The 22,648-nt window shown below is 39.0% G+C and carries 19 protein-coding genes; 7 read left to right on the forward strand and 12 right to left on the reverse strand.

The genetic code is table 11. The features are described 5' to 3' along the window. The first annotated feature begins 193 nt into the window (after window positions 1-193). Entirely contained in the window at window positions 194-2,701 is a 2,508-nt protein-coding gene (locus DVR12_RS02125) for a zinc-dependent metalloprotease (RefSeq protein ID WP_116973798.1), read from the forward strand. A gap of 72 nt (window positions 2,702-2,773) precedes the next feature. On the opposite strand, the gene DVR12_RS02130 is transcribed toward DVR12_RS02125, so the two are convergent. From DVR12_RS02130 to DVR12_RS02150, 5 genes are all read right to left on the reverse strand, one after another. After that, window positions 2,774-3,517 (reverse strand): SDR family oxidoreductase, encoded by a 744-nt coding sequence (locus DVR12_RS02130; protein WP_116973799.1) that lies wholly within the window; start codon window positions 3,515-3,517, stop codon window positions 2,774-2,776. A gap of 30 nt (window positions 3,518-3,547) precedes the next feature. After that, a complete protein-coding gene (locus DVR12_RS02135) occupies window positions 3,548-4,183 on the reverse strand; it encodes an SDR family oxidoreductase (protein WP_116973800.1) in 636 nt (211 codons plus the stop codon). 10 nt (window positions 4,184-4,193) lie between these two features. Continuing rightward, window positions 4,194-5,249: an NAD(P)-dependent alcohol dehydrogenase gene (locus DVR12_RS02140; RefSeq protein WP_116973801.1), complete on the reverse strand. Its 1,056-nt coding sequence runs from the start codon at window positions 5,247-5,249 to the stop codon at window positions 4,194-4,196. Between the two features lie 13 nt (window positions 5,250-5,262). Beyond that, on the reverse strand, window positions 5,263-5,667 hold the full coding sequence (locus DVR12_RS02145) for a (R)-mandelonitrile lyase (protein ID WP_116973802.1): 405 nt from the start codon (window positions 5,665-5,667) through the stop codon (window positions 5,263-5,265). Window positions 5,668-5,954: 287 nt separating this feature from the next. Further along, complete coding sequence (locus DVR12_RS02150) at window positions 5,955-6,731, reverse strand: helix-turn-helix domain-containing protein (protein WP_116973803.1); 777 nt, start codon at window positions 6,729-6,731, stop codon at window positions 5,955-5,957. Between the two features lie 214 nt (window positions 6,732-6,945). Between DVR12_RS02150 and DVR12_RS02155 the strand changes: the two genes are divergently transcribed. Together DVR12_RS02155 and DVR12_RS02160 are read left to right on the forward strand one after the other, a co-directional pair. Continuing rightward, window positions 6,946-7,371, forward strand: a complete 426-nt coding sequence (locus DVR12_RS02155) for a PepSY-like domain-containing protein (RefSeq protein WP_116973804.1) — start codon at window positions 6,946-6,948, stop codon at window positions 7,369-7,371. 81 nt (window positions 7,372-7,452) lie between these two features. Then, on the forward strand, window positions 7,453-7,893 hold the full coding sequence (locus tag DVR12_RS02160) for a YqgE/AlgH family protein (RefSeq protein WP_116973805.1): 441 nt from the start codon (window positions 7,453-7,455) through the stop codon (window positions 7,891-7,893). A gap of 215 nt (window positions 7,894-8,108) precedes the next feature. Here the strand turns inward: DVR12_RS02160 and DVR12_RS02165 are convergent, their stop codons facing one another. Continuing rightward, complete coding sequence (locus DVR12_RS02165) at window positions 8,109-8,480, reverse strand: winged helix-turn-helix transcriptional regulator (RefSeq protein ID WP_116973806.1); 372 nt, start codon at window positions 8,478-8,480, stop codon at window positions 8,109-8,111. 86 nt (window positions 8,481-8,566) lie between these two features. On the opposite strand from DVR12_RS02165, the gene DVR12_RS02170 reads away from it, so the two are divergent. Then, entirely contained in the window at window positions 8,567-8,965 is a 399-nt protein-coding gene (locus tag DVR12_RS02170; RefSeq protein WP_116973807.1) for a DoxX family protein, read from the forward strand. Between the two features lie 160 nt (window positions 8,966-9,125). Here the strand turns inward: DVR12_RS02170 and DVR12_RS02175 are convergent, their stop codons facing one another. Continuing rightward, entirely contained in the window at window positions 9,126-10,109 is a 984-nt protein-coding gene (locus tag DVR12_RS02175) for an AraC family transcriptional regulator (protein ID WP_233522113.1), read from the reverse strand. A 144-nt stretch (window positions 10,110-10,253) separates the two neighbouring features. Between DVR12_RS02175 and DVR12_RS02180 the strand changes: the two genes are divergently transcribed. The 3 genes from DVR12_RS02180 (at window position 10,254) to DVR12_RS02190 (ending at window position 12,783) form a co-directional block, all read left to right on the forward strand. Then, window positions 10,254-10,649, forward strand: coding sequence for a nuclear transport factor 2 family protein (locus DVR12_RS02180; RefSeq protein ID WP_116973809.1), 396 nt, complete (start codon window positions 10,254-10,256; stop codon window positions 10,647-10,649). Window positions 10,650-10,774: 125 nt separating this feature from the next. Then, complete coding sequence (locus DVR12_RS02185) at window positions 10,775-11,854, forward strand: endo-1,4-beta-xylanase (protein WP_116973810.1); 1,080 nt, start codon at window positions 10,775-10,777, stop codon at window positions 11,852-11,854. A 272-nt stretch (window positions 11,855-12,126) separates the two neighbouring features. Continuing rightward, entirely contained in the window at window positions 12,127-12,783 is a 657-nt protein-coding gene (locus tag DVR12_RS02190; protein WP_116973811.1) for a GIY-YIG nuclease family protein, read from the forward strand. A 185-nt stretch (window positions 12,784-12,968) separates the two neighbouring features. On the opposite strand, the gene DVR12_RS02195 is transcribed toward DVR12_RS02190, so the two are convergent. The 5 genes from DVR12_RS02195 to DVR12_RS02220 form a co-directional block, all read right to left on the reverse strand. Then, entirely contained in the window at window positions 12,969-15,344 is a 2,376-nt protein-coding gene (locus DVR12_RS02195; protein WP_116973812.1) for an ABC transporter permease, read from the reverse strand. A 343-nt stretch (window positions 15,345-15,687) separates the two neighbouring features. Next, window positions 15,688-16,827, reverse strand: a complete 1,140-nt coding sequence (locus DVR12_RS02205; RefSeq protein WP_116973814.1) for a PepSY-associated TM helix domain-containing protein — start codon at window positions 16,825-16,827, stop codon at window positions 15,688-15,690. A 5-nt stretch (window positions 16,828-16,832) separates the two neighbouring features. Beyond that, complete coding sequence (locus DVR12_RS02210; RefSeq protein WP_116973815.1) at window positions 16,833-18,047, reverse strand: hypothetical protein; 1,215 nt, start codon at window positions 18,045-18,047, stop codon at window positions 16,833-16,835. A gap of 10 nt (window positions 18,048-18,057) precedes the next feature. Continuing rightward, window positions 18,058-20,187, reverse strand: a complete 2,130-nt coding sequence (locus tag DVR12_RS02215; RefSeq protein ID WP_116973816.1) for a TonB-dependent receptor — start codon at window positions 20,185-20,187, stop codon at window positions 18,058-18,060. 240 nt (window positions 20,188-20,427) lie between these two features. Beyond that, window positions 20,428-22,575 (reverse strand): GH92 family glycosyl hydrolase, encoded by a 2,148-nt coding sequence (locus tag DVR12_RS02220; protein ID WP_116973817.1) that lies wholly within the window; start codon window positions 22,573-22,575, stop codon window positions 20,428-20,430. Window positions 22,576-22,648: the final 73 nt, after the last annotated feature.

Genomic DNA, 22,648 nt, shown 5'->3' on the forward strand with positions numbered 1-22,648 from the left:
CATAACGGCGCGGTTCTCCGCGCTGTAACGGAAAATGGGGGAGATCAACCAAACTACTTCAACATGCCTATCTATATAATGAGCAAATCAAAAAAAGATACGCAGGAACTAGTTCAAACACTATAACAACGTGTTTTAATATTCAACCAGGTAATTCAATTAGCAACTTTTTCAAATCGTTTAATATTAACTGATGAAACGTTACGTTTATATCCCACTTGTGACAGTAATGGCATCCTGTGCTGTGTTTAAAGGTGGAAGTAAAAAGTCAAAGAAAGCAGCTGCACCGGCTCCGGCGGCTACAACTGCTACACCTGCGAACGCAGCTGCAAAAGGAACAAACACTAAAACAGGTGTAAAACCATATGCCAGCGTAGTTACAAAAAATCTGATCACCCAAGAAGGTTTATTTACTGTTCACTATACCAAAGAAATGGATAGTGTACTTTTTGAAATTAACCAAAGTCTGTTAGGTAAAGATATCCTGGTTATCAATCGTATTAAAAAAGCACCGGGAGGATTGGATATTTATCCTGGTGAGGAGATGGAGAATAACATGATCGTCTTCGATAAAGGGCCGAATGATGTAATTCGTATGCGCCTTCGATTGATTATCAGTCAGGCTGATAGTACCGATGCCATCTTCCGTTCTGTTAAAGAGTCGAACCTTGATCCGATTTTAGCTACGTTTCCAATTAAAGCATATGGAAAGGACTCTGCCAGCTATGTAATTGATGCAACTAAGTTCCTTAAAGATGCCAATTCAATTGTAAACTCAGGAGAAAATAAAGCAGATATTAAGAAATTTCTGGATGTTAAATCCATGAAAGATCATGAAGTAACCTCTCTTTTAGCATTCCCTCAGAACGTAGAAATTTCAATTTCAAAAAATGGTACAATAAGAGGAGCAAGCCCAATTATGCAAGCATTGGGCGCTGGGGCAACCTATACTGGTCCGGCTACCCTGGAAACCAATACATCTTTTATAGCATTGCCAGAGAAGCCAATGCAGTCGCGTATCTTCGATCCACGCGTTGGGTACTTTGCAGATCAGCATCTCAAATATGGTGATGATCAGCAACACGCAGAGATGCGCAAGTTTGTTACCAAATGGAGACTGGAGCCTAAACCAGAAGATCTGGAGAAATATAAAAGGGGCGAGCTGGTAGAACCACAGCAACCAATAGTTCTGTATATAGATCCGGCTACTCCCAAGCAATGGAGAAAATACCTGATATTAGGAGTAAACGACTGGCAGAAGGCATTTGAGCAGGCTGGATTTAAGAATGCAATTTCAGCTAAAGAATGGCCGGAAAATGATACCACCATGCACATGGAAGATGTACGTTACTCGTTCATCAACTATTTTGCATCCCCTGTCTCTAATGCATATGGTCCGGAAGTTCATGACCCACGTACCGGTCAGATTATTCAAACCCATATTGGTTGGTATCACAACGTAATGCAGGTACTGAATGATTGGTATATGATTCAGGCAGGACCAAATGACCCGATGGCTCGCAAAGCGAAGTTCGATGATGAGCTGATGGGGCAACTGATCCGTTTCGTATCCAGCCATGAAGTAGGTCATACACTGGGCTTGCGCCATAACTTCGGAAGCAGCAGCCAGACTCCGGTAGATAGTTTACGTAGCATTACCTGGTTAAAAAAACATGGTCATACTGCCAGTATCATGGACTATGCGCGTTTTAACTATGTAGCTCAACCGGAAGACCGTATTCCACAGGAGTTATTATTCCCTAGAATTGGTGAATATGATACATGGGCGATTGAATGGGGATATAAATTTACCGGCGATATTACTTCTGAAGAAGATAAGAAGCAAATGCGTAAATTGGTTACTTCCCGAATTGCAGCCAATAATCTGTTATGGTTTGGAGATGGAGAAGACCGCAGATTTGATCCGCGCTGTCAGACTGAAGACCTGGGTGATGATGCGGCGAAAGCAGGTACCTATGGTATTAAAAACCTGAAAAGAGTAGTAGAACACTTACCAGAATGGACCTACGAAGAAAATGCATTACGTGGCGGACTTAAAAATAAATACGAGCAGGTAACACAACAATACACCCGCTACGTGGTACACGTATTAAGATATATTGTTGCCATCAACTATGAATCACGTATAGATGGAGATACCAGACCTTCATATGGTATAATTCCGAAAGCAAAACAACTCAGCGCTTTGGAATGGCTGAATACAGAAGTATTTAATACTCCTGACTGGCTTACCAATAAGAAATTGCTGGATATGGTTGTTTCACCGGGCGACAAAACAGTTGGCGCCATGCAGATAAGCCTGGTAAATTCGTTGCTCGATTACAAGCGTTTGAACTACATGGTAGAGTTACAGAAGCGTTATGGAAAGGATGCATTGACCAATGACGAATTCTTCGCTTCTTTACATAAAGGTGTTTGGAGTGATCTGAAAAATGGTAGTATAAAGATTGATGCATTCCACAGAAATATGCAGAAAGCTTATATTGGTGCATTGGTTAAGATCATAAAAGATTCAACTCCTGAGATTAGTGAGAGTGAAGCATCAGGTATTGCAAGCTCAGAAATCCGTAATCTGCGCAGTCAGATCAAGCAAGCTATTGGTAAATCGGCAGATGAGGCTACCAAAGCACATCTGATCGCATTGGATGAGAGAATTACCATGTTATATCAGAAATTCTAATTGTCCTTCATTATACAATTTGCTGAATATCGGGGCGGCTTTTTAAAGGCCGCCCTTTTATTTTTAATATAATCAGAATTCCTGGCTGGTAGGTCTGAAAAGGATTTCATTAATATCTACCTCAGCAGGTTGACTTATTGCAAAAGCAACAACTCTTGCAAATGATTCGGCCGGAATAGCCTTTTCATATAGCTTTTTCATTGCAGCAGCAATATCCGGTTCTGAAATAGTATTAGGAAGATCAGTATCTACAGCACCGGGAGAGATGATTGTAGTTCTGATATTATATGGTTTAACCTCCATTCTGAGGCCTTCAGATATAGCTCTGACAGCAAACTTGGTAGCAGCATATACAGCTCCGCCAGCACTAACCTTATGTCCGGCAACTGATGCAACATTAATAATATGCCCGGATTTTTGTTCCTTCATATATGGTAAAGCGGCTGCAATGCCATATAAAACGCCTTTAATGTTTACGTCGATCATCGCATTCCATTCATCAATTTTAAGTCGATCTAAGGGCGAAGAAGGCATTAATCCGGCATTATTGATCAGCACATCTACCCGGCCAAATGATTTTACAGTAGTATCCAGCAGGTTTTTAACCTCCAGGTAATTGGTAACATCGGTAGTGATTGCAATTACCTTATACCCTTGTTTGGTAAGTTCTTCCGCCAGGGATTCGATTTTTTCTGCTCTTCTGGCAGCTAAAACTATGATAGCTCCCTGTTCGGCAAGCAGTCGGGCGGCCGATTTTCCTAAACCGCTACTGGCTCCGGTAATGACAATAACTTTTCCAGAAATATGTAGACTCATAGCTGTAAGTTTCAGGTTAAATAAAACTCTTTAATACCATGAAGGTTTATCTCCGTCTGTATTTGGTTTGTTTACTCCCCAGCTTTCCCGGATTCCAAGTTTAGGGCTATGTACCATTTTTACAATCAATGCAGCAACACTTTTTCGCGAAACTTCAGTGCCTTTAAATGGTTCGCCTTTCTGAGTGATTTCGTAATCAATTTCGTCGTTATCGGTAAGCCAGGCAGGTCTGAGGATCGTATAGTCGAGATCTGAAGCTTCTATAATCTGAGCGGCCTTTATGTATGGTTTAAGGTATTGATCAATCATTTTATGGTTCCATTTTCCGAAAGCTCCCGGTACCTCATCGTAAATGCCTAAGGAGGTAATGAAGATCAACCGCTTAACTTTCGTTTCATCCATAGCCTTAATAATGTTAGCCGCTTGTTTATCGATATCGCCGGCCAGGTTGGCGTAAACCACGTTTTGTCCGTCGATGGCCTTTTTCAATTCTTCGAAATGCATTACATCCCCTTTCAGGATTTCTACATTTTCGGCTTTGAAATGCTCGATTTTCTTTGGATGTCTGGCAAAGAGAGTGAGTCCTATATTTTTTTCTTTCAGGAATAATGGAATGGCCTGTTGAGCTATCTGCCCGGAGGCACCTAAGATCAATACCTTTTTCATACCCTTGGTTTTATTTTTTCAGAGAGGCCATATCAATTACAAACCGATATTTAACATCCCCTTTTAATAATCGATCATAAGCTTCGTTGATCTGATCAATATTGATCATTTCTATATCGGAAGTGATATTATGTCTGCCGCAGAAGTCCAGCATTTCCTGAGTTTCAGCGATGCTGCCGATAGTAGATCCGGCGAAGCTAATTCTTTTAGGGATCAGGCTAAAAGCCGCTACAGGTAATGGGTTTTCAGGAGCACCAACTAAAGCCAGCGTACCATCTACTCTAAGAAGAGCCAGGTAGCTGTTGATGTCGTGAGACGCGGATACACAGTCGAGCACAAAGTGCAGTTTGTGTCTGTATTTTTTCATTTGTTCCCGATCTGTTGATAATACAACTTCGTCGGCCCCTAATCTTTTAGCATCATCAAATTTAGATTGGGAAGTAGTAAATACAACAACCTGAGCGCCCATTGCTTTGGCAAACTTAATACCCATGTGACCTAAACCGCCTATGCCTACGATACCTACTTTTTTACCAGGGCCAACCTGCCAGTGGCGAAGTGGCGACCAGGTAGTGATACCAGCGCATAACAGCGGAGCGGCAGCAGCTAAATCGAGGCTTTCGGGCACGTGTAATACATAGTTTTCGTCTACCACTATTTTCTCGGAATAGCCTCCGAATGTTTGTCCACCGAGGTGCTTATCGGGAGAGTTGTAAGTAAGTGTGTTACCTGGTTCGCAATATTGTTCCAGGCCTTCCTTACAGTATTCGCATTCGCGGCATGAATCTACCATACAACCAACGGCTGCTAGGTCGCCAACTTTGAATTGGGTAACGTGATCGCCTACACGAGTAACCTTTCCAACAATTTCGTGACCTGGTACTACCGGGTAAACGGAGTTATGCCATTCGTTGCGGGCAGTGTGGAGGTCGGAGTGACATACACCACAATAAAGGATTTCAATTTCTACATCGTGGGGAGTTGGCTCTCTTCTTTGAATATTTAGTGATCCTAATGGTTTTTCGGCCGCCTGTGTGCCGTATGCTTTTGTTTTAGCTTCGCTCATTGTGTTTTGAAATTTATTTTTTGAGAGATAGATATTCTTCGTCAGTTACTTTATCGAGCCATACCACAACACCTTTTTCGGTATTTGGGTTGATGGCAATATGGGTAAATTCGCTATCCGGAGTAGCACCATGCCAGTGAATAACATCCGGGGGTATACGAACAACATCACCTGGCCGGAGTTCCTGAATGGGTTTGCCTTTTTCCTGGTAATATCCGGTACCATTGGTGGCAATGAGAATCTGGCCGGAGGGATGGGTATGCCAGTTATTTCTTGTTCCGGGCTCAAATACGACATTACCGACCGATAAATTATACAGATCATCGACTTGCACCAATGATTTAACCCAGGCGACACCAGTAAAATAGTCGGCGGGTGCCTGATCCCCTTTTTCGAAGATGGGTGTGTTGTTACTCATTGTAATTGTCTTTATTTCAATATACTAGATATAATAATTGTGAACTCTTTGGGCATTAAATAAGGATTGGGAAGAGTATAATTATTATTGTTAGGTAATAACATTCATTCCTGCAATTAGTTTGCTGGCTATTAATAACAAACTGTGGGTTACAAAATTATTATGGGGAAGGGATTGGTTGTTAAAGAAATTCAAACTAATATCTTAACATATCAAACATTTTGGGTACGGAAAGAGGTCGGACTTTTACCTGTTATTTTTTTAAAATATGTATTGAAGTAAGTAGGTTAGTCAAATCCTAAACTATAGGCAATGTCGGCAATTGGCCTGTCGGTATGCCGGAGCAGGTCTTTAGCTTCAGCAACGATACGTTCGCTGATATGGGAAGAGGTAGATTTGCCGGTTATTTCTTTGACAGCCCTGTTGAGATGGTTTACGTGGACGGAGAGATGTAAAGCAAAATCGTGGGGCGATTTTATGGCAAGTTGATTTTCTTTTCCGACAACGGGGAATTGTCTTTCCAGTAGTTCGAGAAATAAGGAGGTAATGCGGGAAGAGGCATTTTTCTGGGTGTAGTAGCTGTCGCTGGGTTGAAGTTTCAGGGCTTCATGAATAATCAGATTGATACAATTGCGAAGCAGTTCATCTTTAAATGGGTAATCGCTGTTCTGTTCGGCAATCATTTTCCTGAAAATACCAGCTATATATTCTCTTTGTTCGTCTTTCAGGAAAAAGATAGGGGTACCTCCGATTTTGAAGAAAGGCGATTGAAGAAGGCTTTCAGAATTATTGCCGGATTTAAGGAATTGTTCAGTAAAAAGTATAGTATAGCCGGTTTGCTCTTTAGTTACTATTTCCCAGGAATAGGGAATATGGGGAGTACCAAAAAAAAGGGTGGTGCCATATGTTTGTATGCCCCGATCAGCGTATTCTATAAGATTTTTGCCTGTTACGAGGCATATTTTGTAGAAGTCTTTCCTGCTGTATTCTTTTGTTTTGCCTGTTCCATCAATCTCATAAATGATATAGCCCTGGGAAGGAATGCTTTTGATATGCTGGCTCATGGTGTAAAGGTAGGGGAAACTTTCATTGTTTGATTCAATTTGTTGGAACTGATTTTTCGGGAAATTTATTTAAAAACTTGTGACCTGAGCACCATTTTTACTGTCTTATGTTAAAGAATTTTTAAAAAGAATCTGGATATAGATCCTGGGTGCCTAACTCCAGAAACACAACAGAATTGAATATTAGGTTTGTTAACAGAAAGAGGAACATTTTATGAAAAAGTCTCTATTAGTTTTATCAACAGCTTTGCTATCAGTTACTATAGCATTTGCGCAGCAGAAGAACGCAGCTGTGCCTACAGTTGCCAGACAGGCATTTGAAAAATCTTTCCCGGGAGCCACTAAAGTTAAATGGGAAAAAGAGAAGAGTGATTACGAGGTTAACTTTATGATGTCTGGCAAACAAATGTCTGTACTATATGACAACGCCGGAACATTAAAGGAAACAGAGGAAAAGATTGCTATTTCTGAATTGCCTGCTTCTGCTGTTGCTTATGTTAAGCAGCACCATAAAAATGCAGCTATAAAAGAAGCTGCAAAAATCAGTAAATCTGACGGTACCTTAAATTATGAGGCAGAAGTTAACAAAACGGATTTGATCTTTGATCAGGCGGGTAAATTCATCAGGCAAGAAAAGTAACAGACTTTAACCTACAACTGTTTTATCGAACTGAAATCAGTGTGTTGTTGGGCAATGAAATAATTGCTTTACCTTTAGAGTATGATTGCAGGTAGTTTCATAGAAAGCTCTTCATTGCTCAACGACACTTATTTTGAAGATGCAAAACTTATCATTACGGAAAGTAATGATAAAGGAGCTATGGGATTTATAGTAAACCGACGTTTTCCCAGGGCGATTAATGAGTTAGTGGAATTCAGTTACTGTAAACCTTTTCCGATTTTTGAAGGTGGCCCGGTAGATCAGGAACACTTGTTCTTTATACATCAGCGCCCCGACTTAATAAAAGGTGGTGACTTAATAGAAGGGAATTTATATCTCGGGGGAGATTTTAAAACTGCATTGCAATACATTAACGATAATAGTATAGGTGAAAACGATATAAAGATCTTTATAGGTTATTGCGGTTGGGATTATTCAGAACTTGAAGCGGAGATTGAGGAAGGCTCCTGGATAGTTAGTGATAAGATCGAGTTATTTTAGTAAGACCGAGTTATTTTAGGAGATTGTTGCGATCGTAGTGTGTTTTGTTTTATTGGTAGCAAGATGTTGTTTACGAAATTTTTGGGAATAGCATTGATGGAGCGATAGGTTCAGGTATTGAAATAACCCTTTGTCTTAATGTCAATGCAACAATTTAAAGATATTAGTAGATTAATTAGCCCCCACAGTCCAATTCATACAATCATAAACCTTTATTATAAGCTTTTATTTCCGATATAGGTATTTCGGTGCTCAATACCCCATTTAATCATTGCATCCAGAATAGGGCTGATGTTATTCCCTGAAGGGGTGAGATGATATTCGACCCCACTATTTTCCATACGAGAAATAATTCCATTGATTTCAAGGTCTTTCAATTCTTTGGAAAGCATTCTTGGAGTAATACCTGGAATGGTTTTCTCAATTTCACTGAATCTCCTCTTACCGGATAATAGCGCCCCAATTATATGAAGTTTCCATTTACCGGTAAATACATTCAATGCATCCGATATTGCCAGCATATATGTACGCGGACAGGTTTCAGGTGAAATCCGAAAATCGGTCCATTGCTCAAAAGGTACTTGCATAAAAAAAAATTATACTATACTAAAGTATAGGACTATACTAATTAAAACGAAAGTAATATAGTTTCGTGAAATTAAACGACCACTGCATGCAAAGCATATCAAAACCCTTGAACATTGGCCTATGGACCCTGCAAGGGCTACTTTCAATATTATTCATCACAGGTGGAATAATGAAGTTATTTCAGTCAATTCCCCAACAGCAGGAAATGTATCCATGGACCGGCCAGGTGCCCGAACTCTTTGTCAGGTTACTGGGAGTGATAGATCTATTGGGAGGAATTGGAATTATTATTCCCGCACTGCTTAAAATACGACCACAATTAACAGTTTTGGCTGCTATTGGCATCATTATGTTGATGATCGCTGCAACTGTTTTTCACATTAGCAGAGGCGAAGTTAATGTAGTAGGGTTTAATATCGTTGTAGCTATATTGGCTGCAGTAATAGTGTGGGGAAGGAGTAAGTATAAACTGTATCAAAAGTAACTCAATCGTCTGCAAGAGAAATTTACTTTAAATATATTAACTGCACTATAAAATTCGTCTTGAAAAAACTTCTAAGTACAATCCATAAAAACATTGCAGTTAATACAATTGACTGGTTACTACAAAACGGATGGTTAATCGTCTGAAGGTCAGAATAGATTCAAGCTCCATAATCAACGGGGGCTTTGCCCGTCCACCGCTTGAAGGCCCTGCTGAATGCACTTAAATCATTATATCCCAACATCCAGGAAATATCTTTTAAGGCAAAGCTACCACTAGATACATAATGCTCAGCAAGAGAGCGTTTAGCCTCCTCTGCAATCAGCTGATAACTGGCTCCTTCTTCTTTAAGCTTCCTTTGTAAAGTACGTGGACTCATATTGAAATTAGCAGCGATGTCATTTAAGGATGACAAGCCCAGATAGGAGTTAGCTATAAGGTGATTGAAAATCCTGGTTTGAAACGTTGATGAAGTACTTTTAGGACTGGGTAAACTGCTTATCTTCTTCAAAAGCAACTCCTGTAATTCATGATTAGCAGTAAGTATAGGTTCGTTCCAGTACTGTTGATGGAAAGTGATACTAAATTCATCTACAGACTTACCTGGTTTACATCTGAAAACTCTTTCATATTCAGCTGGGTCTATAACCCGGTATGGCAGCAATACAGATTTTGGAACAATTTTCTTTAGCATTAATCCATCTAACTCATGGATAACAATTACCATCAATAATTCGGTTAATTGATGATTACCAAATGCTGTATGATTTTCTGGATTAGCAGCGGGGAGCAGATGTACTTTAAATGTACCCTTACCCTGATCTATTTTCATGCTGCACTGATTAGTAATTAAATGAACTAAAGCAGCTGCATGGGTTAAGGCTTCTCCTACAGTGGCACTACTTTGAACAAGATTGCCAACTATTCCTAAAGCTGTAGCACGCAAGGATTCGCCCAGATGCAACCCAAACAAGGAGTCGTTTGTCAGATGCACTGCATTGGCCCATAGGTGTTGTAATTGAGTATGCGTAGGAGTTAGATTTTTCAAAGATCCGGGATTGATGCCGGATAATTTGCAAAGTTGAGAAACATCAACATCCCGCTGTGCTGCATATGCAATTATATTCAATACCAGATCTTTCATATTGTAAATATAAATCCTCTTTCTTTTATAAAAATCTTATTGTCGTAATATGGTAAATGATTGTCGTGTAATGATAAGTATTTGGGTTGCTCCTTCAACTAGTTTTGTGTTATCAATTTTGAAAAACAATTAAACTAATACATCATGGAACAACAATCATTAAGTGTAGTAACTGAATTTATTGAAGCCGTTAAATCTTTAAACCTTGAAAAGGTTGGTAGCCTGTTACATCCTGAAGTAATATGGGAACAGCCGGGAACTAACCGTTTCTCAGGTTTAAAACAATCCAGCAATGAGGTATTTCAGATGGTGGGAGGTATGTTTGAAGTATCTCAAAATACCATGACTCTGGCACAAGTAAAATCCTATGCTGTAAACAATAACCAGGTGGCTGTTTCAATGGTGTGGAAAGCTGAAAGACCTGGAGCTGCACTAAATAGCGAAAATATAGATCTGTATACTGTTAAAAATGGTCAGATTGTTGCCGTTACAGTCTTTGCAACAGATATTCAGCAGGAAAACAATTTCTGGGGAAATTAAAATCCATCTAAAATATTTCAAATAATAATTGTCTAAATAACAATCTATTATTTCTATATTGGTAATTGGATCTTTTTTCTGAATCTGGTTTTCAGGATTAAAAAGTATTCGATTACCAATATATTATGATACGGGCAAGATTAATATATAGTGCTATTGCATTAGTAGCATGTTGTCAGATAGCCATTGCTCAGCCTAATCCCAAAGGGTTGAAAGACTATTACAATAATTATTTTCCAATAGGCGTAGCTGTTTCACCACAAGCATTGAAAAGTGATGAAGCTGCATTAATTACGCAGCAGTTTAATAGCATGACACCTGAAAATGCTATGAAAATGGGTGTAATACATCCCAAAGAGCATGAGTACAATTTTGAAGGAGCGGATGCGATAGCGGATTTTGCAGGCAAAAACCATTTGAAATTACGTGGACATACCCTTTGCTGGCATAATCAGGCGCCGGCCTGGATTTTTAGAGATGAGAAAGGGGATACTGTTTCAAAGCAGGTATTAATGCAGCGCCTAAAAGAACATATTACTACTGTAGTAACCAGATACAAGGGCCGCATTTATGCCTGGGATGTAGTAAATGAAGTGATCAGTGATAAGAAAGACGAATTTTATCGCAACTCTCCCTGGTTATCGATATGTGGACCAGAATATATTGAGATGGCCTTCCGCTGGGCGCATGAAGCCGATCCCAAAGCCATTTTGTTTTACAACGATTATAATGAGATTGATGCGGTAAAACGTGGAAAGATAATAAAGATGGTGAAAGACCTCAGGGCTAAAGGAGTACCGGTACAGGCAATTGGGTTACAGGCTCATTGGGCTATAAATCTGCCTTCTGCCAAACAGCTTGACCAAACTTTAAACGATTTTGCGGCATTGGGATTACCAATTCAGATTACAGAACTGGATATTTCCGTTTATCCCAAAGAACATGAAGCCAGAGCAGGAAAAGCCAGCGATATCGACACTACTTTCTCTGCCGATAAGGAGACTCAACAAATTAACCAGTATTCAATGTGCTTTGAAAAATTCAGAGCATATAAACAGATAATTACCGGTGTAACCTTTTGGAATATTTCAGACAGACATAGCTGGCTGGATAACTTCCCCGTACGTGGAAGAAAGGATTATCCCCTGCTTTTTGATAGCAAGCTGAATCCTAAGAGAGCATATGCACACGTAATAAGTTTTTGATTATTTGGGTAGATGTATTTTCTCGCCACTAGCATACAATGTACCGGTAAGGCTGGCGGTATTTTTTGGCGTTTCCCCGACTTACTACATCGCAATCAAATAAAGACATCAAACTATCAATTAATGTCACATTTCTGAAAATTTCGTTTAGGTATTGAAGATAGTTTAAAGAGACCCGATGATATATTATAATATTTGAATTTATGTATTTGATAGTCCTATGCGCAAGTTGATAATATAATTCTTATTTTCGCAGAAGTACAAATCACCCCATGGATCAAATTCAAGTAGGTAAATGTGTTTATATTCTTAGCACAGGCAAGAACCTGTATAAGATTGGTAAAACCCAGGATTTGCATAAGCGTCTGGCGGTTTATCATACTCATTTGCCTGTAATGTTCCGGGTAATCAGGCAATATGCAGCCCTCAATATGTCTGATCTTGAAGAAAGTCTGCACATCGTTTTTCAACATAAAAGAGTAAAAGGAGAGTGGTTCGAACTCAATAAGAGCGACCTGATTATTTGTGATAATATCGCTCGTAATTATGCCTTGCGATCACTCCAAAAGCAACATCGTAAGTATAAAGACATTGTTTTTAGCAATAATCCCTTATTGCAGGTAATGGAAGCAAATGAGAAGTACCTGTTCGATTATTCCCGTATCGTAGATGATGTGCAATTGGGGCTAAACAACGACGAGATCTTTGAATTGCACGAAGGTACTGTTAGCAAAGTGATTATTGAAACCGTCAGAAGGCTGTTGAAGTATCGGACCCCTAATTCAGAGTTCCTGGGCAAATGGCTCAATGTAGTGAACGAACTAAGCAGAGGTACCAGTGAGGTGGTGATTTTGCGCAAGTATAAAAACGAAATTAGTCGTAGTACCATACAAATGATAAAAAGGATATTACGTAATCAACTATACTAACTTTTGTTTACTCTCCGTTTTAGAAGTTTCCTAAAATAAATAGAATTTCATTTCCGTGAATAAGAATCTATCCCTGATTACTGGTGCCAGTAGTGGTATTGGCTATGCTATAGCCAAATCATTGATGCAGGATCAAACGAAGCCTTGTCTGATATTTAAACAGTAAGAGATTTATTCTCTTACTGTCATTCATCTTTCAGACTTAATAGCGGATTTACTCTCGCGGCTTTAATTGTTTGCAAACCAATACTAAACCAGGCAATGGCTAAAGCAACCAGTGCTGCTATAATAAAGTAAGAGGCTGATAGGTTGATTCTATAAGCGAAAGAATTAAGCCATTGCCTTGTTATAATAAAGCTGATTGGTAATGCAATTGTTATAGCGACTATAATTATTTTCAAAAAATCGGCCGACAATAAGTATACTATATTGGCAGCACTGGCACCCAGTATCTTCCGCATTCCTATTTCCTTAGCTCTTCTTTCGGCTGTGAAGGCTGCCAGTCCAAATACCCCAAGGCAGGATATAATTATGGCTAATCCGGCAAAGTATTTTGATAAGGAAGCTACAAGTTTTTCAGAAACATACTGTTCCTGATAGGCCTTGTCTAAAAATTGATAATTGAAAGTATAGCCAGGATTAAAGTTTTTATAGAAGTCCTGAATTTTCTGAATAGTTTCACCGGATTTTCCGGCTGAAACCCTTACCATTGCGAGCATGGTGGAGGCGGGATCGAGTCGGAACACAAATGGTTTAATCTCGTCATGCAATGAATTGAAGTGAAAATTTTTGGTAACCCCAATAATTCGTGTAATCGTACCATTTAAACTAACGGCTTTACCGATGGGGTCTTCATTCAGGTTCATCGCTTTAATAGCAGCTTCATTGAGGATAATTCCACCACTATCAGTAGCAAAGTCTTTGGAGAAAGACCGCCCCTGTGAAATATTAATGCCCAGTGTTTCGATCAGGCCATAGTTTACAGGCATTTCATAAAACCTGATGCTATTATCCTGATTTTTTCCATCCCATTGAATGGCTGAATTGGGAATTATGCTTGGTAATATTACCTGTTGCTGAATACTTGAAGCATGAATAACGCCCGGGATGTTGTTTAGTTCCGTAAGGAAAGTTTCGCGTTTATCGGCTGTTCTACCCTCTAATTCAAAATAAAGTACATTATCTTTATTGAACCCCAGATCCTTCGTTTGTACATATTTAATCTGATTATAGATAACCATCATGGAACTAACAAACAAAACGGATATAGCAAATTGAAATACTACTGATCCTTTTCTTACCCATAGTTCACCTATCGAGCTGGTGAATTTACCTTTTAACGTAATCGCAGGATTGAATCGGGAAAGGTAAAAAGCTGGATAACTACCGGCTATAAGTCCCGTAAGTAATGTGATACCTAAAGTTATCAGAATCAGTCGGGTATCCGGGATAAATGATATCTGCTTTCCGGTTATATTATTGAACTGTGGAAGGAGTAGGAGCACCAGCAGGATGGCGATTATTAATGAAATAAAGCTCATCATAACTGATTCTCCAAGAAATTGTAGAATGAGTGTATGAACTCTTGCACCCAGTGCCTTTTTTAGTCCAACTTCTTTCATTCTTTTAGAAGCCCGGGCAGTAGAGAGGTTCATGAAATTAATACAGGCAATAAGGAGAATAAAGATGGCTATTAAGGAGAATAGTTTGATATATTCTATTCTTCCACCCCTTTGTTTGCCATTTTCATACTTCCCATGCAGGTAAGCATCTGAATATTTTCTTAAAAATAAGGAGGCTGTAGAAGCCTTGAACTTATTGCTGATAAATGGAGATATTTTATCATTGAATGAATCGAAATCAGTTCCTGATTTGAGAACTACATAGGTCATGAATGGCCCGCTGCCCAAATCATTGGTAGCCGGAACAATCTCTTTCCAGGCATCAAGTGGTAATACAAAATCGTATTGTTGGGTGGAGTTGTGGGGCATGTCTTTATACACACCTGTTACCATACATTCTTTGGAGAGGGCGGCCCATTTCCATTCCAATACTTTTCCTATAGCATTTTCCGGATTTTTAAACAGTTTTTTGGCCAGCGTTTCAGATACAACAATCGCACTTTTATCTGCCAACACTTTATCTTTATTACCTTGAATCAGATCATAAGAAAATACGGAGAAGAATTCCTGACCTACAAAATTTCCATTAGCGCCAACAGTATTTTCTTTGTTTGTGATATTGAATTTCTGAAACCAGGTGGGAGGAGCAGTGGTTAAAGCAGCTTCAATTTCAGGAATCTCTCGTTTTAATGTTTCACCTAAAACGCCTCCTGTTCCCTGATCGGTATTAATTGTTCCTGATTGTGGAGTATTTACCATTACCTGATACAGCCTATTATCTCTTTCGTGGAACCTGTCTATACTTAATTCATCATTAATCCAGAGAAAGATTAACAATGCAGCTGCCAGACCAGTAGACAGGCCAATCAGGTTGATAAAGAAAACGGTTTTAAAACGTTTTAGGTTTCTTAGAATAAGGCGAAGATTGTGTTTTAACATAACGCTAGAAGATTTTTATGGTGTTCATTTTCGGACACTTTTTTTCCTCTGAATCGGCTTCCATACGTAATTTACAACTTCTTTGAAGTTATCAAATATTTTTGTGGGCTAGATAAAAAAAGAAAGCCGGCTCTTCTTTTGAGCCGGCTTCTCTTTTACATTATTTGTATATCATTTTTCTTTAGAAAAAAAACAGAATTTAAATAGATAGAACAAAGGAATACTTAATGTAATCCATGAAAATATATCCCATATTCCATCTCCGGTTAGTGCGGCTATAAGGCCGGCAATAGAAAGGAGTCCAATAAGTATTGGTTTGCCCCACATACGTAGATTAAAGTAATTATTCATACTCTTCAACTGTTTTTTCAATTCTGTTCCATTGTTGTTTTGTCGCTTTTCTTCTTTCTACCCATAGATAAAGGCCGGTAATTAGGACTACTATTGTAGCTATATCAAAAATTGCCCAGATAATTTTTAAGGGCATGCCTCCGTAATCTCCAAAATGCAGTGGTTCAGATAAAAAAAGTGTATTTACATACCAGGGCATTTTGCGAAGGTCTGTTAGCCTACCGGTTTTGGCATCTATCAGTGCAGGAGTCAGGAGTCGGGACGTGAGTGCAGTATTTCCCTTCATAAAAACCGCATAGTGATGCTTACTTGAGAAAATGGTGCCAGGAAAGGTAATAATACGAGGCTCCATATTGGGAGCTGCAGCTTGTGCTGTTATCATAGTACTATCGAGCGACGCTAATTGACCAGTCACTGGTTGCTGGTTGGCATAAGGAGCTACCATTTCCTTTAACTGCCCCTGCTGCCAGGTATAGAGCACTACATCAGATAATGTATTGATTATACCGGTTAAGCCAACTACACTGGCCCATACCAATGTAATTATTCCAATCAGGTTATGTGTATCCAGCCATTTTAAACGTTTGGACTTATATTTTCTGATCATACCGAAATCGTACTTTTTCATTATCCTGCCATATAATACCACACCGGATATAATTGCGATAACGAACAAGATTCCCATCAGCCCTAGAAATAATTTGCCTCCAATACCAAGGAACATATTCATATGGATTTTCAAAATAATGTCCATAACTCCATCGGTAGTAGGTTTATCTAATATCTCGCCGGTATATAAGTTTAGCATCGCATATTTGCTGCTTTCAGGAGGGGCATCGGGTTTAGGAGCCAGATCAAAAATGACTTTATTTTTATCATCTTCGCTCCAGAAAATATACCTGATTTTGTTGGTGGGATATTGAGATGATGCAATAGCGGCAAGGGTATCAAGACTTTGTGGTTTGGCCCCTTCCGGAATTATTGCAGTCACTTGTTTTTCCAGTACTTTGTCTAATTCTTCATGGAAGATAAGAGGTAAGCCTGTTATACATAGCATCAGGAGGAATATCGTACATATGAGGCTCGTCCATTTATGCCAGTTAAACCACCTTTTGGCTGTCTGAATATTCATAACGATTAGTTATCTAATTTGAAGAAGCCTGAGACCAATCCGCCGTCTGTAACATTAAAAGCAGGAGCCGCAGTATTATTTGATTCATTCAGTAGATAATATCCATTCTCTTTTGTGTTGGCATTAGCCATCCACAAATAGATTTTACCATCTATTTCGACGATTCCCTGCTCATTTGAATGTACATATCTGGTAGCTGGCATCCCGGTTATTTTTGTTTGTTTTAAAGTAGATATGTCTATTGCATAATAATTCCAAATTGGAGTGCCCAGGTTCCCAAAATCAGCTGTAAGTTTAACAGATGGAAGTTGTATATAGATTTTACCATTTTTAACCAGTGATATTCCTATGCTACTATGTTCCTGATAAGTATCAGCTTTAAGTATCCAGGTTTTATCAAAGTCTGTTTCATTTTTCTTAATTCTAATAATTGAACTATTGGTAATGCCTTCATTGAAACCGGTATAATAAAGGTATAAAGCACCATCATCGCCAAGAGTCCACATTTTATTGGCACTGGCGCCCCAGCCTAGAGATTTTAATCCATTGTACTGAATCGTTTTTTCGAGCTTGTTGGTAGCAATATCTATTACTGCCAGTTTTACATAATCTACTACATCATCTCCATAACCACCTCTTTGAAGAGTACCATAGGTGATGCTTACATAAAGTTTTCCTTCTTTGGATGCAATAATATGCTGTCCGGCAGCCTGATATTCTACTCCTGTTATTTTCAGTGATGACAGGTCAATTTCTCCAGTTCGCTGCATGGTAGTAGGATTAAATATTTGCAAGAGCATAGTGCCTTTAACAGGATCGAAGTAATATCCTACAGTGCTGCTAACAATATGAAACATTCCGCCATTGGCGATAAATCCGGTTCCACTGATTTTACCATTATCATTAACTTCCAATTTTTGAATACCAGCTTCTCCTGCAATACTGGTTCGATTGAAAATCCAATTGCCAAATTTGGTAAAGCCGAAGGCGGTTTTCATCTGGAGTGTATTGCTGGTAATGTTGCTTAGATTTCCAGAAGGCATTTTAGAATAGGCACTCATATAGCCGGCAGTTCCCAGATCTTGTTCATTCGTGAAAAGAATATATGCTGGTTTAGTTTTATTTTCGGTATCAGGAGCCGGATTATTACTTTTACTACATGCGGAAAAAAGCAAAGCAACAGATATTACTCCGATTGCTACTTTAGTTAATCTGAACATAATATTGATTTTATAATGAATAGGATAATTTTATTGAAAAGCTTCTTCCAGGATTTTGAATTCTGAAATTGTCATATACCGGTATGTCAAAAATATTTCTGACAAGAAATCCAATCGCAAAGAGGTTGTTGTACGGGTAGTAAGTGAACCCAAGGCTATGGATCTGTTGATCCGGTATTATATTTTGCGCGTCAATTCCTGCTTTACCAAATAGACCAAGAAAACCTGTAGGCTCTACTTTTTTAGGCAGATAATCCACATAATATTCTCTTACAAATGAGTAGTACCAATAAATTTGTAGTTTGTCTGATTTGGACAATACCTTATTAAGCTTAGCATTTAAACCAGCATTTGCGAAGAAAAATGGAGTGTTCCGTAGTCTGGATTTATTTACAATACTATTGTTTTCGTTGACTAATCTCAGATCCTGGTAAGTGAAGTTGCCATTGGCTTCCAACCAGGAAAATATATTATAACTACCATCTGCATCAATTCCAACACCCTTTACTTTTTCTACATTCTGACTTTGGGCATACATTAAATTTATGGGGATAAGTAGAATAAGGTCTTTGGTATTGCGATAAAAGGTATTTACTTCTACTTTATATTGGTTTGCCCTGGCTATTTTATAACCTAGATTAATGTTAAGGCTTCTTTCTGGGGCCAGGTTAAAGTTTGAAAGTTTTAGATTTCCATCGCCGAATAGTTCATCCTGATCAGGTAATCTTAATGCGGTTTCTACTGAAGCCTGCAGATAGGATGAAGTGTTGATCTTATAACGTATGCCTTCTGCCATTCCCCATGCCGATTTATTGTTTCTGGTAGTAATTTTATTGCCCAGATAGTCGGCATCACTGGCATCTGTTTTATAATGATAGTATTTGCCTGAAATGCTGTTTTCCAGTCTTTTATTAAAGAAGTTAGAAGTAAGTCCGAATGCCACAATTGCTTTTTTATAAGAGGCAGGAGACTGTAGTACATCTGCACCATTTGTAAACTTATATCCGTACGGATCTTTTCCTTTTCGATTGAAGTTGTTAAATACCAGGTTAAGATGTAGTGTCTGGGAAGCGGATAAATTATAGGTAAGTCCGGTTCGGGAAATCAGATATTTATAATTTATGTCTGAAAATGCACCGGTATTACTGATTTCTCCTTTTTGAGAAGTTGAAGGAAAATAATTCCCCAACCAATCATAGCGGCCATGAGCAGTGTCGGTAGTACCGCTATTTAGCGTGCTAAATACAATAAACTGATTTATACTTAGTTTATCATTAAAAAGTTGCTTTTTATAGAGTAAGCTGGGAGCTACAGCATGTTGGTTTCCTTTGGCAGCTCCATAAGGTTTATCCATTGTAGAACCAAATTGAAACTCCCGAAAGATAGAAAATCCAGTAAGTGTGAAACGGAGCTCATCGGTCCAGGGCTTTTCTTTTAACCCTATAAACCCTTCTACATAATAGTTTGAGAACTTGTTATGAAACAGTCTTACTGTCCGTGCATTTTTAATACCTGTTGCTGTATCTACCTGCTGAATATCTGCTTTATAGTTGTTGTCTGAGTAATTGTAAAACGCGTTGATACCTGTGAAGTATCCGTTTTTGCTATAGTACGCGTTTACCGAAGCTCTATGAGTATTAAATGATCCAAATTCATATGATGTATTCAAGAAATTGTTTTGATTACGTGCAGTAATCATATTTACGGCACCTCCGAGTGCATCTGCTCCCAAAGAAAAAGGCAGAACGCCTTTATATACTTCTATTTTTTCCAACATATTTGTGGGAACCAGTGATATATCAAAACCTCCACCCAAATAATCTAAAGGAATACCATCTTTAAAGTACCTGACGGCCCTGTTTTGGAAGCCATTTAACATCAGATTACTTCGGGCACCAAGTCCACCGGTCTGACGTATACGAATGCCGGCCGTTCTGTTCATTAATTCAATTAAGGTCGCAGGTTGATCCTTGTAAATATTTGTATTTATAGTTTGTGTTTTAATAGGAGAGACATTCTGATATCCCTGAACTTCAATTACTTTAAGCTGCTTTGGTATTGAGTCCTGCGAAAATACAGGCACAGAAAGTAACGTGCATACCAGAAGTACGCATAAATTAAGCGATTGATTGGTCGACATATTTATTTAGCTATATCAGCTACAAAAATCATATAATAGCGTGTGAATGAGGTTGCGATATTGGGAATTTAATTTATGGAATCGGGAAAAATAGGGTTGGATTTGGATTCCTAATCAGGTCAGATATGGTTTGGGGAACTAATATAGTAAACTGAAAATATCTTACAATGATTTATTCCTGTTGTTCGGGTATTTGTAATAAAGAGCCGGTTATATATAGTGTAACCGGCTCCTTTAGCTTTATTTAGTCACTACTTCTATTGTTCCTCCATTTTTGAAGAGATCATGCGACACAAAGTAACTGTTAATAGATCTGCCGTTTACTTTAATTTCTTTTAGATCTCTGGTTTTTCCAGAATGGGTAATAGTTATAGTTTTGCCACTGCTTGTATTCCATTTTACTTCATCAAACAATGGAACGGTCACCAGATATTCCGGATCGGTAGCTGAGAAAGTATAAAGGCCTAATGCACTTAATACGTACCAGGCCGACATTTCACCCGCATCATCCATACCGCATAATGCAATACCTTCTTTTCCTATACCATACAGACTATTTAAGATGGTATCGATTACTTTCTGTGATTTTTCAGGTTTATTGATAAAATAATAAGAGAAAGGAGCTTCGTGATCCGGTTGGTTGCCATGGCAATACTGACCTATCATACTTTCCACGTTACGGGCAATATAATTCGGGTTCCATGGAACGGTAAACAGGGAGTCGAGCTTTGCTTCAAAAGGAGCAGCGCCACCGTATAATGCAATCAGTCCGGGCATATCATGAGGAGCAAAGAAGGATACCTGCCAGGCGTTTGCTTCGCGGTACATATACTCGTAGTAAGGATATTGCGGATTGAAAGGAGTGATCCAGCTCCCATCTGCTAAACGGCCGCGCATAAACTTGGTAGATGGATCGAACATATTCTTATAGTTTTGAGAACGAGCCATGAGTATACGATAGTTGGCTGTATCGCCCAGTTTTTTCGCTATTTGAGCTAGGGAGTAGTCGTCGTACGAATACTCCAGTGTTTTTGAAACACCAGCAGCCGCTTTGGTTTCTACATGCGGGTTCGGTACATCCGGATCAGAGATATAGCCCTTTTCTATATACTCTTTTACATGAGCCCTGGCGCCTGGTTCGATATTGGCATTACGCAGGAGGAGTTTATAGGTGGCTTCAATATCGAAATTATCGATACCTCTCAGGTAAGCCCCGGCAATGGAAGAAGCCCCGTGATCGCCATGGAAGAAGGTAGGAATAAAGCCCGTTTTTTCACCCACATCCTTCATCGATTTAATAACATCTAAAGCAACATCCGGGGAAATCAGTCCCAATAACACATCTTTATTACGATAGGTATCCCAGAGTGAAGGTTCTGTATAATAATTGAAATCTGCTTTTACAACATTTCTTTTAGCATCTGTATATTCGCCGTTCACATCACTGCGTAGGGCGGGCCATAACAAAGAGCGGTAAAGGCTTGAATAAAGCATTGTTTTTTGCTTTGTAGTACCACCTTTCAGTTGAATGGCAGATAAGGTTTTTTCCCAGGTCTGAATAGCTCTGTTGCTGATAGTTTCAAAGCTTGCATTGCTGATTTCCTTCTCGAGATTCAGCTTCGCATTGGCAGTGCTCACATAGGAAATTCCAATTTTTACTGTAACGGGTTTATTGCCGTCTGCAAGATGCACAATCGCATATCCCTGTTGCTTACCCTCTTCAGTTTTATTAAGTTTGGTGATGGGGGTATTGAACTCTGCATAGAAAAAAATACGCTCACCGGTTGTTTGAAATCCCTCAACGGTATTATCATTTACCTGTTCAATTTTCCAATCCCTGATTTTATTATTTGCTTTGGCAAGATCGAAAAGAATCTGACGATCCTTATTATCGGCATACGTGTATTTATGATAACCACATCGGAGGGTGGAAGTAAGCTCTGCTTTTACTTTGTAATCGTCGAGATATACCTGATAATAGCCGGCAGTAGCCTTTTCATTTTTGTGGCTGAATTTAGAACCGAATTTAGCACCGGGTTTCGACAGTGGAAGAAGAGGAATATTACAAAGGTTCCAATGGCCTTTGTTGGTATGAGTGAATCCGTAAATTACATCATCTTCATACTCATATCCTGCACCTGACCCGTATTTGGTCATTGGGCTCAACTGCACCAGGGCATTAGGAAGTGAGCTGCCGGGAAAGGTAAGCCCAGACCAGGGTCTCCAGTCTTTTGGCGGTTCATAGCCAAGGATTTTGGCATCAGTTACAGCCGCTGTTCCGATAAAGGTATTGACATACGGAGTATATTTTAGTTTTTGTCCATAACTCGAGTTGGTACAAACTACAGCTAACAATAAGGCTCCCGATAATTTCATGAGCGATTTCATAACACGGATAATTTTCGTTGCTAAATCGATTTATTGAATGATAAATATAATAAAATGGAGTTTAGAAAGGCAT

The organism is Chitinophaga silvatica (assembly GCF_003419895.1).
Lineage (GTDB): Bacteria > Bacteroidota > Bacteroidia > Chitinophagales > Chitinophagaceae > Chitinophaga > Chitinophaga silvatica.